At 63.9% G+C, this 11,847-nt stretch carries 13 protein-coding genes and 3 pseudogenes; 3 read left to right on the forward strand and 13 right to left on the reverse strand.

Annotated features, from left to right (window positions below):
- Positions 1-56 precede the first annotated feature (56 nt).
- Positions 57-542, forward strand: coding sequence for an ArsI/CadI family heavy metal resistance metalloenzyme (locus MVA47_RS01220; protein WP_062800873.1), 486 nt, complete (start codon positions 57-59; stop codon positions 540-542).
- Positions 543-625: 83 nt separating this feature from the next.
- Here MVA47_RS01220 and MVA47_RS01225 read toward each other — a convergent pair.
- The 8 genes and pseudogenes from MVA47_RS01225 to MVA47_RS01260 all read right to left on the reverse strand — a co-directional run bounded on the left by MVA47_RS01225 (position 626) and on the right by MVA47_RS01260 (position 6,925).
- A pseudogene (locus tag MVA47_RS01225) lies at positions 626-1,035 on the reverse strand (low molecular weight phosphatase family protein).
- 47 nt (positions 1,036-1,082) lie between these two features.
- Positions 1,083-2,876, reverse strand: a complete 1,794-nt coding sequence (arsA, locus tag MVA47_RS01230) for an arsenical pump-driving ATPase (RefSeq protein ID WP_062800972.1) — start codon at positions 2,874-2,876, stop codon at positions 1,083-1,085.
- A 2-nt stretch (positions 2,877-2,878) separates the two neighbouring features.
- On the reverse strand, positions 2,879-3,292 hold the full coding sequence (gene arsD, locus MVA47_RS01235; RefSeq protein ID WP_062800970.1) for an arsenite efflux transporter metallochaperone ArsD: 414 nt from the start codon (positions 3,290-3,292) through the stop codon (positions 2,879-2,881).
- A gap of 26 nt (positions 3,293-3,318) precedes the next feature.
- Complete coding sequence (gene trxB, locus MVA47_RS01240) at positions 3,319-4,302, reverse strand: thioredoxin-disulfide reductase (protein ID WP_062800871.1); 984 nt, start codon at positions 4,300-4,302, stop codon at positions 3,319-3,321.
- 27 nt (positions 4,303-4,329) lie between these two features.
- A pseudogene (locus MVA47_RS01245) lies at positions 4,330-4,744 on the reverse strand (arsenate reductase ArsC).
- A 48-nt stretch (positions 4,745-4,792) separates the two neighbouring features.
- Entirely contained in the window at positions 4,793-5,446 is a 654-nt protein-coding gene (locus MVA47_RS01250) for an arsenate reductase ArsC (protein ID WP_030174494.1), read from the reverse strand.
- Positions 5,446-6,542, reverse strand: a pseudogene (gene arsB, locus MVA47_RS01255) (ACR3 family arsenite efflux transporter). Before arsB ends, MVA47_RS01250 begins: the two are co-directional and overlap by 1 nt.
- On the reverse strand, positions 6,539-6,925 hold the full coding sequence (locus MVA47_RS01260) for a helix-turn-helix transcriptional regulator (RefSeq protein ID WP_030174502.1): 387 nt from the start codon (positions 6,923-6,925) through the stop codon (positions 6,539-6,541). Before MVA47_RS01260 ends, arsB begins: the two are co-directional and overlap by 4 nt.
- Before the next feature lie 330 nt (positions 6,926-7,255).
- Between MVA47_RS01260 and MVA47_RS01265 the strand changes: the two genes are divergently transcribed.
- Complete coding sequence (locus MVA47_RS01265; RefSeq protein ID WP_030174504.1) at positions 7,256-7,435, forward strand: hypothetical protein; 180 nt, start codon at positions 7,256-7,258, stop codon at positions 7,433-7,435.
- A gap of 350 nt (positions 7,436-7,785) precedes the next feature.
- On the opposite strand, the gene MVA47_RS01270 is transcribed toward MVA47_RS01265, so the two are convergent.
- The 3 genes from MVA47_RS01270 to MVA47_RS01280 all read right to left on the reverse strand — a co-directional run bounded on the left by MVA47_RS01270 (position 7,786) and on the right by MVA47_RS01280 (position 9,873).
- Positions 7,786-8,289 (reverse strand): transposase, encoded by a 504-nt coding sequence (locus MVA47_RS01270; protein WP_197038090.1) that lies wholly within the window; start codon positions 8,287-8,289, stop codon positions 7,786-7,788.
- A 119-nt stretch (positions 8,290-8,408) separates the two neighbouring features.
- The gene (locus tag MVA47_RS01275) at positions 8,409-8,843 is read right to left on the reverse strand and encodes a transposase (RefSeq protein ID WP_197038091.1); all 435 of its coding nucleotides are present in this window, start codon (positions 8,841-8,843) and stop codon (positions 8,409-8,411) included.
- A 151-nt stretch (positions 8,844-8,994) separates the two neighbouring features.
- Complete coding sequence (locus MVA47_RS01280; protein WP_197038092.1) at positions 8,995-9,873, reverse strand: hypothetical protein; 879 nt, start codon at positions 9,871-9,873, stop codon at positions 8,995-8,997.
- Between the two features lie 583 nt (positions 9,874-10,456).
- Between MVA47_RS01280 and MVA47_RS01285 the strand changes: the two genes are divergently transcribed.
- Entirely contained in the window at positions 10,457-10,663 is a 207-nt protein-coding gene (locus MVA47_RS01285; RefSeq protein ID WP_030174506.1) for a hypothetical protein, read from the forward strand.
- Between the two features lie 497 nt (positions 10,664-11,160).
- On the opposite strand, the gene MVA47_RS01290 is transcribed toward MVA47_RS01285, so the two are convergent.
- Together MVA47_RS01290 and MVA47_RS01295 are read right to left on the reverse strand one after the other, a co-directional pair.
- Positions 11,161-11,415, reverse strand: coding sequence for a hypothetical protein (locus MVA47_RS01290; RefSeq protein WP_030174508.1), 255 nt, complete (start codon positions 11,413-11,415; stop codon positions 11,161-11,163).
- A gap of 81 nt (positions 11,416-11,496) precedes the next feature.
- Positions 11,497-11,820 (reverse strand): metal-sensitive transcriptional regulator, encoded by a 324-nt coding sequence (locus tag MVA47_RS01295; protein ID WP_030174510.1) that lies wholly within the window; start codon positions 11,818-11,820, stop codon positions 11,497-11,499.
- Between the last annotated feature and the right edge of the window lie 27 nt (positions 11,821-11,847).

The raw sequence follows: 11,847 nt of genomic DNA on the forward strand, positions 1-11,847 counted from the left end.
TCGGCACTCTTGGTCCCGACGGTAGTTTGATGTATGTCTCACAGGTGGAGGAAGTTATGTCCCGTATGCAGTTGGCACTCAACGTCGACGATCTGGAGCAAGCGGTCGAGTTTTACTCGAAGCTGTTCAATGTTGCTCCGGCCAAACGTAAGCCGGGCTATGCGAACTTCGCGGTGACCGAGCCGCCGCTGAAGCTGGTGCTGTTGGAGAACCCCGGTAAGGGTGAAACGATCAACCATCTCGGTGTGGAGGTGGAGTCGAGCGACAAGGTGCACGCCGAAATCGCGCGCCTGAGTGGCGAGGGTTTGTTCACCGAGGAAGAGATCAACGCGACCTGTTGCTTCGCCACCCAAGACAAGGTGTGGGTGACCGGCCCGGCAGGAGAGAAGTGGGAGGTCTACACCGTCCTAGCCGACTCGGAGACCTTCGGCACCAGCCCACAGTTGCTGGCCGACAACAATACTCAGGTAGACGGCGACGAGTCGCCGTCTACGTGCTGCGGTACCTCCCAGACTGCGCAGGTCAGCGCCGCCTCCAACTAGAGCACTGTCAGCTGGCGTTCAACCAACCTGTGGCGGGCACCGGTGTGGTTGCCCGCCACTCGTGCTCAGCCTGGGTCTGGAAGTCAGGTGGTGAGGCGGGTGTGTAGGTCGGCGACTCGTGCAGCGATGTCATCGCGGACCAGGCGCATCCGTTCGATTCCGTCGATGCCGCGTTCGGAGGGTTCGTCGGTGTCCCAATTTTCGTAGCGGGGTCCGGCGACGACGGGGGTTTGGCTTCGCGGCCGAGGGTGACCACGACATCCATGTGTGCCAGCAGATCATCATCGATGGCGCGGGGTGTGTTGGCGGAGATGTCTACACCGACTTCGAGGAGCGATTGGGCCGAGAGTGCGTTGATGGCCGACCCGGGAGCGGTGCCCGCGGAATAGACGTCGACCGAGTTGCCGGCGACCTTGCTCATCAGGCCGGCCGCCATTTGCGACTTGCCGCCGTTCTTGACGCAGACAAACAGAACACGAGGAGTCGAACTCATGATGGCAGGCAATCCTTTTCGTTCGGTGGAGCGCTTGGGTCTGGTGGTCAGTAGCGAATTGGTGTTGGAGTGCGCGCCGTCGATGCTGCTAGGGCCTGTAGGGCGCTGACGCCGACGGGTTCGGTGGGCAGCATGGGGATCACGGCAACACGGTGGTGGGCGTCGGTGATGGCCGTAATTTCGTCGAGTTCGGCGTCTGCCCTGCGGGCTAGGAGCGGTGAGGTGGGGTGTGCGGCGGCCAATGAGTTGTTGATGACCCAGGCCCATGGGGTGATGCCGGCGCGTTGCAGGTCCTGCTGCAGGCCTTCGGCTTCCAGGCGCGGGGTGGTCTCGGGGAGCGTCACGACTAGTACTTTGGTGTTGTCGGGACTCTGTAACCGCATCATCGGGGTGGTGAACGAGGCGTTCTCACCCATCTGCCGGGTGATCTCACGGTGGTAGGAGCCGGTCGCATCGAGCAGCAGCAGGGTGTGCCCGGTGGGTGCGGTATCGACGACCACGAAGGTGCGTCGCGATTGGTTGATGACCCGGGAGAAGGCTTGAAAGACAGCGACTTCCTCGGTGCACGGTGACCGCAGATCCTCGGCCAAGGTGGCGCGGCCCTGCTCGTCGAGGTGGGCGCCTTTGGTGGCCAGCACCCGCTGGCGGTACTGCTCGGTCGCCTCGGCGGGATCGATGCGTGAGACGGTCAGGTTGTCGAGATCCTCGGTGAGGGTGTCGGTGAGGTGGGCGGCGGGGTCGGTGGTCGTCAGGTGCACCTGGTGGCCGCGGCCGGCCAGAGCGACTGCGACCGCTGCGGCGATCGTGGTTTTGCCGACACCACCTTTGCCCATGCACATAATGAGCCCGTGGCCCTGGGGTTCGAGGTCGTCGATCAGCGCTGCTAGCGGGGCGTCATCGATGCCGGCAGTGATTTCCGGTTCTGTACCGATGTGGCGATCAGTGGCGGTCGGAGCAAGCAGACTTGCCAGCGCGTCGAGGCCGACGATGTTGGTGGGTTTGAGGTCGATATGGTCGACCGGCAATGCCCGGAGCTCACGGGGCAGATCGGCGATGGCTTGTTGGTCTCGGTCGTAGATGGCTTGTGCGAGTGGGTCATCGGTGTCCGGGCGTGGCAGGACGCCGTTGATGACGACGTGTTGGGTGGTCAGTCCGATGGCGGCGAGTTCGGTGTGGGTGCGGGCGATCTCGGCCAGAGTGGAGTGCTGGGCGCGGGCAACGAGGACGAGGCGGGTGCGGGCCGGGTCCGCCAACGCGGCGACCGCACCTGCGTACATGGCGCGTTGTTTGTCCAGCCCGGACAGTGGTCCCAGGCAGGAGGGGTTACCTTTGCCGGCGGTGAGGAAGTCGGTCCATGATCCGGGTAGTTGCAGCAGGCGGATGGTGTGTCCGGTGGGTGCGGTGTCGAACAGCACGTGGTCGAACCGGGCCAAGGTGTTGTCGTCGTCGGTGAGCAGGGTGGTGAACTCGTTGAACGAGGCGATTTCAGTGGTGCACGAACCGGAGAGCTGTTCGGTGATGGTGGCGAGGTCGGCCTCGGGGAGCAGGCCGCGGACTGGTCCGATGATGCGTTCTCGGTAGGCGGCGGCAGCTTGTTCGGGATCGATTTCCAGCGCCGAAAGGCCCGGCACGGCAGGGATTGTGGTGATGGTGTTGCCGATCGTGAGTCCGAACACCTGGCCGACGTTGGAGGCCGGATCGGTGCTCACGAGCAACACATTCTGGCCGGCGGCGGCCAGGGTGATGGCCGAAGCGCACGCGATGGAGGTTTTCCCGACACCGCCTTTGCCGGTGAAGAACAGAAAGCGGGGTGCCTGGTCGAGGAATGTGGGGGAAGGCACGGTCAGCAGCAACCGCTCGCAGCGGCGGCGCCGGGAGCGCAGCCTCCGCTGGTGTCGGTGAGGGTGAGCAGTCCGGCACCTGCGGCCGGTGCGGTCGCGGGAGTGTCGACCGGGGCGGTGAGCCCGGCCCAGGAGGCCAGCTGATCGCGGGTGGGGTAGCGGCCGGTCATCGCGGTGACACCGTCCACCAGCACCAGCGGCAGGCCTTGGGATCCGGAGAGGTGCAAAAATGCGGTGACCGGTTCGCGTTCGGCGAAGGCCATGGGTTCGCTGGCCAGATTGAATCGGGCGATGTCGGCGCCCTGGGTGCGGAGCCAGTCCAGGTCGGCGGTGAAGGTGATCAGGGCTTGATCGACGTCGTCGCCGCAGACACCGGTGGCACAGCACAGTGCCGGTTCGAAGATTTCAATTGTCATGTAGTGCACGCTTTCTAACAGGTTGATCAGGCGGTGGTGGCGACGGGCTGGTTGGCAGCAGCGAGGGTGTTGGTGGTGATGTCGCCGCGGTCGGCGAGCCAGCGTTCGGCGTCGATGGCTGCCGCGCAGCCGGTCCCGGCGGCGGTGATTGCTTGCCGGTAGGTGTGATCGACCAGATCGCCGGCGGCGAACACCCCATCGATCGAGGTGGCGGTGGTGGGGGGCTGCACTTTCACGTAGCCGGCGTCATCGAGGTCGACTTGGCCGGTGACCAGTGCGCTGCGCGGGTCGTGACCGATGGCCACGAACATCCCGGTCGCCGCGAGGGTGGTGTGTTCACCGGTGATGGTGTCGCGGACAACGAGTCCGGTGACACTGCCCTCGCCGAGGACCTCGATGGGTGCGGCGTTGGTGACAAACCGGATCTTGTCGTTGGCTCTGGCGCGTTCGAGCATGATCCGCGACGCCCGGAACTCGGTACGGCGGTGGACCAGAGTGACGCTGCGGGCGAACCGGGTCAAGAAAGTGGCCTCTTCCATCGCCGAATCACCGCCGCCGACGACCACGATGTCCTGGTCCCGGAAGAAGAACCCATCACAGGTCGCACACGCGCTCACCCCACGGCCGAGGAGTTCCTGTTCCCCAGGAATGTTCAGGTAGCGCGCTGCGGCGCCCATCGCCAGGATCACCGCATGAGCGTGGTAGGCCATCCCGCCGACGTGCACTGTTTTGATCGGCCCAGCGAGCTCGAGCTGGTCGACGTCTTCGGTGCGGATGTCGGTGCCGAACCGTGTTGCCTGCTCGCGCATCTCATCCATCAACTCCGGGCCCGTGATGCCACTGCGGAACCCGGGGAAGTTCTCTACCTCGGTGGTGGTCATCAAAGCGCCGCCGAACTGGCTGCCCTCGAACAGCAGCGGTGCCAGTTCGGCGCGGCCGGCGTAGATACCGGCGGTGTAGCCGGCGGGCCCAGAACCCACGATGATCAGTTCGTGCACGGTGTCGGTCATAGCTCTCCTGGTCTAACAATCAGCAGATCAGTGGGCGGCGGACGCGGAGGTGAGTTCGTCGACGAGCGCTTGCACGCGGACTTTGATTTCGTCGCGAATCGGCCGGACCGCTTCCACGCCTTGACCGGCGGGGTCGTCGAGGACCCAGTCCCGGTAGCTTTTGCCGGGGAAGATTGGGCAGCTGTCCCCGCATCCCATGGTGATCACTACATCAGAGGCCTGCACCGCGTCGGTGGTGAGGATCTTCGGTGTTTGGGCGGTGATGGATACCCACCTCGGCCATCGCCTCGACAGCGGCCGGGTTGATGGTGTCGGCGGGGGCGCTGCCCGCGGAGCGGACCTCGATCGCATCGCCAGCCAGGTGGGACAGGAAACCGGCGGCCATCTGCGAGCGGCCGGCGTTGTGGACACAGACGAACAACACGCTGGGAGTGGTGGTCATGGGAGTCGAGATCCTTTCATCAAAGCGAGAAGACGGTAGTGGGGGAGGTTAGGCGGGCACGGGAGTGGTCAACTCGCGCAACAACTCCTGGACTCGGGTGTCGAGGTCGTCACGAATAGCGCGCACCACATCGAGGGATTGGCCTTGCGGGTCGTCCAGGGTCCAGTCGAGGTAGCGTTTGCCTGGGTAGATCGCGCAGGCATCGCCGCAGCCCATCGACACGACCACATCGGCGGCGGCCACAACATCGTCGGTCAGCGGTTTGGGGTACTCAGCTCCCAAATCCAAACCGCTCTCGGCCATCGCTTCGATGACCATCGGGTTGATGGCATTGACCGGTGCCGACCCGGCTGAGCGCACATGCACCCGGCCCTGGCCGTAATGGTTGAGAAGTGCTGCGGCCATTTGTGATCGGCCGGCGTTGTGCACGCAGATGAACAACACCTCAGGCACATCTTTGGGCGCCTCACCCTGGGATTGGGCCAGCGCGGTGAGCCGGTCGGCGGCAAACCGGCCGGCCAAGGTCGGCAGGTGGTTGTGGATCGTGGAAGTGCGCCGCAGCGCAGTGTAGGACTCGAACACGTAGCGCTCCACCGTTTGCGGGGAGAACACACCCTCGTACTTCTCAGACAGAACCGCAGCAGTGCGCGACAGCAGCGCTTGGGGCATCAACAGTTCGGGTTGAGCGCGGTGTTCAGACATCAGGACTCCTTGGTCACAGACGAGACGGCGGTGGGGGCGGGGGTGAAGCGTTTACGCAGGGCGAGTGAGACGTACACCAGGCCAACGAGCACCGGGACCTCGATCAACGGGCCGACCACCCCGGCTAATGCTTGTCCGGAGGTGACGCCGTAGGTGGCGATAGCCACAGCGATCGCGAGTTCAAAGTTGTTGCCTGCGGCGGTGAACGCGAGGGTGGTGGTGCGTTCGTAGCCCAACCCCAATGCCGCGCCCAGGGCGTAGCCGCCGCCCCACATGATGGCGAAGTAGGCCAGCAGCGGGAGCGCGATCCGCACCACGTCCCACGGCTTGGAGGTGATCTGGTCGCCTTGCAAGGCGAAGAGGATGACGATGGTGAACAGCAACCCGTACAGCGCCCACGGGCCGATCTTCGGCAAGAACTTGTCCTCATACCAGGTGCGGCCCTTGGCTTTTTCGCCGTAGCGGCGGGTCAAGAACCCGGCGAGCAACGGGATACCGAGGAAGATCAATACTGATTTGGCGATCTGCCAGGGGAGGCGTCGATGGTGGTTTGTTCCAGGCCGAGCCAGCCGGGTAGCACCGACAGGTAGAACCAGCCCAAGATCGCGAACATGATCACCTGGAATACCGAGTTGATCGCGACCAGCACTGCCGCGGCTTCGCGGTCACCGCAGGCCAGGTCGTTCCAGATGATGACCATCGCGATGCAGCGGGCCAGGCCGACGATGATCAGGCCGGTCCGGTACTCGGGTAGGTCGGGCAACATGAGCCAGGCCAATGCGAACATCAGTGCCGGTCCCAGCACCCAGTTCAACACCAGCGAGCCGATCAGCAGCTTGCGGTCACCGGTGACGGTGTCGAGGCGGTCGTACCGCACTTTCGCCAAGACCGGGTACATCATGATCAGCAGTCCGATCGCGATGGGCAGGGAGATGCCATCGATCTCGACCGCGCTCACCACATCGTCCAGGCCCGGAATCATTCGGCCCAACAGTAGGCCGGCGACCATCGCCACTCCGATCCATACCGGCAGGAACCGATCCAGGGTCGACAGTTTGCCGACCACGGCCGGGTGCTCGGCGGTGCTCTGGCTCATGCGTCGACCTCCGCCTGGGTCTCGGCCGGCACCGTCATGGTGCTCTCCACCAGGAGCACCGCCGACAGTTGCTGCAGCGCCGAGGGGATCACCCAGTAATAAACCCACGTGCCTCGGCGTTCGCAGTCGAGCAGACCGGCCGAGCGCAGCACCTTGAGGTGATGGGAGATCGTGGGCTGGGACAGGTCGAACGAGTCGGAGAGATCGCAGACGCACGCCTCACCGCCCGCGTGACTGGCGATCAGGCTCAGCATCCGCAACCGGACCGGATCGGCCAACGATTTGAACATCCGCGCCAGATCAGCGGCCCAATCCTCGGTCAACGGCTCACGCACCAGCGGAGAACAGCACGCACCGCCCTCAGATCCCTCTTGTATCGACATACTTCAATATTGACAGGTGTCGATATACGCTGCAAACCAACAACAGGTGAACGCTGCAGCGAGCTGCCCGGGCACGGGCGGGCATCGCCCTCGGAGGAAGCCGCAGGTGCAGACTCGCCCAGCCGCAGCGACAAGTTATCCACAGAAACTGTGCAACACTGATGACGCGCTAGAACTATGCGCACAACCGGCCACTGGCCGGTTTTTTGTGCCCGCTGACCGTCTGGCCAGCATCGGGCCATCACCCTGTCACGCATCGCCGACCGGCACGCCCTCGTGGTGGCTGGTCTCGTCGGCGTGCGCGGCGCACCTCACCTAAGGGGTAACCAAATGTTCGGAGACGTCTCTGCGTTCTGCGTCCTGGGACTGATCGCTCTCACTCTGCTCGGGGTGGGTGTTCTTCCGCTGCTCTACCTCGTGGTCCTCGGTGGCCGCGAAGCACCGGTGCGACGCGTCGAGCGCTTGCTCAAAGCCCTCGCTGTGCCGGTGCGGGCCTGGCGCCGGAAGTAACACCTATATCCCTGCCATGGAGACGCTGATGTCGCCGTAAGGCGCCGCGCACCCACTGGTTGCGCGCCCTCCAACCCCCTGGGCGTTCTTGCAAGCCCCGTGGTCGAACCCAATTCGACGCACGGGGCTTTTTCATGCCCAAAATAGGTCGCCACGGGTTCTTATTCATGCGCACACCCCAGCTAGCGAACCCATGTTCGAACGCCTAGTACGCTCTAGGCGAGCGGGGACCTGGCGCACTCACATCGATTCGGGGTACGCGGGAAGCAGGTCCCCGCCCCTTCGCCGCCACACCGGAATAGCCGTCGCAGGCGGGTGTTGCGCCGCGACGACCGGGGATCTGTCGAGGTTTACATCGCTGGGCTTTCGAGTTGCTGGAGTGCTTGCCATCGTCGGTGGTCGTCGCACATGGTGCGCCAGAGTTTCTTTGCGACTTGGCGTTTGAGGCAGCGCATGGCTGACCGGCGGGTCATCCCGGCGTCCATTTTGGAGTGCAGGTAGGTGTAGCCGGGACTGTTGGCGTTGATGCTCTGGCACACGGCGATGATGTGGATCGCTGAGTTCAGTGTGCGGTCGCCGTCACGGGAGAGGCGGTGGCGGCTGGTGTCGGCGGAGGCGACCTGAACGGGGGCGGTACCGGTGTAGGTGGCGAACGCCGATTCGGACTGAAACCGGAATGGGTTGCCAGTGCGGGCGATGATGCGGCCAGCGGTGACGGGACCGCAGCCGAAGATGGTGGTCAGGGTTGATCCGCAGTCGGCTAGCGCATGCTCGGTACGTTCGGTGATGTCGGAGATCTGGACCGTGCACCGCCGGGCATCCCCGACCAGCTCGAGGCCGATCGCACGTCGCACACCGTCAGCAGCGGTGCGGGCCTCAAACGTCCGGAGAAGATGGAACGCCTTCTCCGAGTCGAGATTCTTTGCGGCGCCGCCAGGTAAAAGCTGACGCAGGATCGCGTGAAGTTGATTGATCAGCCGATTCTTGGTGTGCAGCAGGTTGCGGCGGCGTTCATCGAGACCCGTAACACGCTGGTGTAGTCCTCGGCATAGATCGGCCGGCCCTCACCCTGCAGGACCGCGACACAGGCCGCGGCCGCGGCGTCAATGCGATCGTTCTTGCGGCGACCGCCCCTGGAGAGCTGTCGGACACGGGCGGTCGCGGTGGACGGGACATCGACGACCGACTCACCCTGTTCAAGCAACCACAACGACAAATGATGGCCGAGGCCTTTGCCGTTCTCCACCGCCCACCGACGCTCAGGCCACCGACCCGCCCACTCAATCAGGTTTTGGTAGTCCGAGAGAGTGGACTGGATGCGCAACGACCCGAGGTCGACGTTGGTGGCGGGGTCGACGGCGGTGGCGGTGTGGGAGGACTTGTGCGGATCGATACCGATGACGATCATGGGTTCCTTTCGGTGAGCGGTATTGAGATGGGAATCCCCGGTCGGCACTCCGACTTTTAGCGCACCCGTGGCGTGATGCGTTCATGCCTCTGTTGAGCCAGACCAAAGACGGAGAACGCAGAGGAAGGCACACCCAGGCCAAGCCAGCCCCTCAATGACACGCCGGCAGGGCGGCACGAAGCATCCGAGCCACCCCCTGCGCTCTCCTGCGCCAGGCTACGAACCCGCCGGTTCGAACACCACGACGTACTTCAATCCAAGTCGGAAGCATCGGCCTGCGCCGGCCACTTGTTCCGCCCGCTCCCGCCGGGCGCCGACCGCCAGCCCCAACGGTCGGCAGCGGAAGAGCAGACGCAGGGGATCCAGGATCGGGCCCGCAGACAGGGCCACAACCTCCCTTAATGATCGCCGGGCCACCCGACTGAGGATGCGGGTATGTCCCGCAGTCCTTTCCAGCTGGGATGGCGCGCAGGTGGCCGGTGAACTCGCGGTACTCGATATCGCCGACGTAGACGGCCCTGACCCACCGCATCGACGAGCCGGCATCGGCCGTGAGCGGCTGGGTGAATGGTGGGGTCGGTTGCTCGATCGCCTCGAGCTGCACGCGCAGAATGCGCCGGTCTTTGGCGCTGAACCCGGTACCCACATGCCCGATGTGGCACAGGTCGCCGGCAGGGTTGCGGGCGCCGAGAACCAGCGCCCGGAGCCCACCGCGTGGACCGGGATCCCAACCGCACACCACCACCGATGTTGTCCTCCGCAACGGCGATTTGATCCAAGACGAAGAGCGCCTACCAGTGTGGTAGGTCGAGGTAAGGCGTTTGGCGACAATGCCTTCTAGGCCGTGCTCGCGGGCGATGTCGAGCATCACCTGATCGTCAACATCAATCCAGTACGGTGGGGCTTGCACCGACGTGTCCGCCAACGCCAGCCCGTCGAGAAGGGCGCGGCGCTCGAGATAGGGCAGGGCAGTGTTGTCCTGGCCGTCTAGGGCGAGGATGTCGAAGGCGTAGAACGTCGCCGGGACCATCCGCAGGGCCTATCGGCTGGGTTTGGGAATCCGCAGCCGTCGCTGTAGTCGGCTGAACGAGGGCCGCCCGGCCGCATTGAGTACGACGATCTCGCCATCGAGAATCGCCTGCCGGCCGCCCAACGCCGGCGGGCACACCAGCAACGATCTCGGGGAAGTGGGAAGAAAAGTTGTTGCGGTGCCTACCTACTCCACACATACGTTCTCGCAGAACCGGTTTCGACCAGCGCGCGAGCCCCATCCCCACTTGAACTCGAACGCCCATCCCTCGCCAGATGGGGCTTCGCCCAGGGTGGCGAGCATCGGATCCGGAACAGGCGGCACCCGTTCAGGATGCCCACGCGGCATTCACGTCACACGTACTGCGGTCACGATGTCGCCGCCGGCGGGGAAGTGCGCAATGACAGGTGCTGGCGCGACACTCGCAAACACGCCGGGTGCCTTGCCTTCGAATCAGTGCTGGGCACGACGCCATAGGGGTGCAAATCAGTGGTTGATGACAGGATCCGGTCGTCGAACGCTCCTACGATGGTGACGGTGTGCCGAACCGGGTACACCGAGCCGAGCACAGGAGTTCATTTTCATGGGTGGAATTGCCGACAAGTTCGACAATGCGTACGAGGAAAAGCCGATCAGTGAGCTCGCTGACGCCCCCGTTGAGGCACTGCAGGGTGTGAGCCCGGGCGATGCCCAGCACCTCAAAGAGGCGTTCAACATCAAGACCGTGCGCGATCTGGGCACCAACAAGTACTTCCTCTGGGCCCAGGCAGTCGCCAAACTCGCCGACTAGCCAACCCCGACAGCGAAAGCCGCGACCCTCCACCAGGGTCGCGGCTTTCTGCGTGTCGGTATTTAAAGAGTTGCGGGCCTGGTCGGTCGAGGTCAGGTTCCGCAGGCAGTCGCTGTCGAGGTTGCCGCCGGGATGTTGCGTAACCGGATTGGCCCGGAAACCCCGCTGATTTCGCGTGAGCACTGTTTGCTGTTGAGGCTGCGCAATGACTAAGTGCTGGTTAGGTGACTTAGACAGGGGCCGTCGAGTGGGACGAGGGGCGTTTTGAGTGCAGACGACGCAACAGATCACCGCGTTGATCCGAGAGTTGCAGTCCCACTTTCCTTCCTCGCTAGATGCCCTTGAGGAAATGATCGGCGAGTTTGCGCAGACTATGCCTGGAGAGTGTGCCTGGTACTTTTGCCGTGTCCCGCAAGGGTTCGGTGACAATTCACCAGTTGCATAAGTGTAGGACAGGGAGAACGTTTCACCACTTATTGCACGTCTGGTGACCAGCGCTAGTCGCGGCCTATGCGACGGATACCGAGCAGCAAGATGGTGAGTATGACGGCACCTACAGTCGCTGCCCAGGCCCAGTTGTGTAGGTGTGGCCAGCCGGGGTCGGTGATGTTGGGTGGGTGTGGCTGGCGGGTGTGGACGACGTCGGTGGCGTACGGGGCGGAGAGAACCAGACCCAAGGTAAACGCGATTGTTGCCCCGGAGGCGACGACGAGTACGGAAAACCAGTGGGGCAGGCGTGTGGTGTGAGCCATGACGGGTGGGCAGGCCTTTGGTCGTGGAGCGAACGCGAATTGCCGAGGCTGCTTTCCAAGGGTGAGGAAAGCGAGACTTGTTTAGGAGCGCACTAGCCGGGCGATTGCATCGGAGGCTTCTTTGAGTTTGAGGTCGGCCTGCGCACCACCTGTCTTAGCGGCGTCGACGACGCAGTGTTTGAGGTGGTCGTCGAGCAGGCCGATGGCGACGCCTTCGAGCGCTTTGGTCAGCGCGGAGATCTGGGTGAGGATGTCGATGCAGTATTGCTCTTCATCGACCATGCGGTGCAGCCCTCGGGCTTGGCCCTCGATGCGTTTGAGGCGAGCGAGGTACTTCTTCTTGTCGTCAATGTATCCGTGGGGGGCAGGGTGATCCCCGTCGTGGGTGGGGGTTTTGGCAGCCATGTGAGTCCTTCGTTGTCGGGCGTGTGC

The sequence above is a fragment of the Williamsia sp. DF01-3 genome, from assembly GCF_023051145.1.
In the GTDB taxonomy this organism is placed as follows: Bacteria; Actinomycetota; Actinomycetes; order Mycobacteriales; family Mycobacteriaceae; genus Williamsia.

Excerpts from the sequence above, each read along its gene's own strand:
- MVA47_RS01220 (WP_062800873.1), top strand. The coding sequence starts at position 57 with ATGTCCCGTATGCAGTTGGCACTCAACGTCGACGATCTGGAGCAAGCG.
- arsD (WP_062800970.1), bottom strand. The coding sequence starts at position 3,292 with ATGACAATTGAAATCTTCGAACCGGCACTGTGCTGTGCCACCGGTGTC.
- trxB (WP_062800871.1), bottom strand. The coding sequence starts at position 4,302 with ATGACCGACACCGTGCACGAACTGATCATCGTGGGTTCTGGGCCCGCC.
- MVA47_RS01250 (WP_030174494.1), bottom strand. The coding sequence starts at position 5,446 with ATGTCTGAACACCGCGCTCAACCCGAACTGTTGATGCCCCAAGCGCTG.
- MVA47_RS01260 (WP_030174502.1), bottom strand. The coding sequence starts at position 6,925 with ATGTCGATACAAGAGGGATCTGAGGGCGGTGCGTGCTGTTCTCCGCTG.
- MVA47_RS01265 (WP_030174504.1), top strand. The coding sequence starts at position 7,256 with ATGTTCGGAGACGTCTCTGCGTTCTGCGTCCTGGGACTGATCGCTCTC.
- MVA47_RS01275 (WP_197038091.1), bottom strand. The coding sequence starts at position 8,843 with ATGATCGTCATCGGTATCGATCCGCACAAGTCCTCCCACACCGCCACC.
- MVA47_RS01280 (WP_197038092.1), bottom strand. The coding sequence starts at position 9,873 with ATGGTCCCGGCGACGTTCTACGCCTTCGACATCCTCGCCCTAGACGGC.
- MVA47_RS01285 (WP_030174506.1), top strand. The coding sequence starts at position 10,457 with ATGGGTGGAATTGCCGACAAGTTCGACAATGCGTACGAGGAAAAGCCG.
- MVA47_RS01290 (WP_030174508.1), bottom strand. The coding sequence starts at position 11,415 with ATGGCTCACACCACACGCCTGCCCCACTGGTTTTCCGTACTCGTCGTC.
- MVA47_RS01295 (WP_030174510.1), bottom strand. The coding sequence starts at position 11,820 with ATGGCTGCCAAAACCCCCACCCACGACGGGGATCACCCTGCCCCCCAC.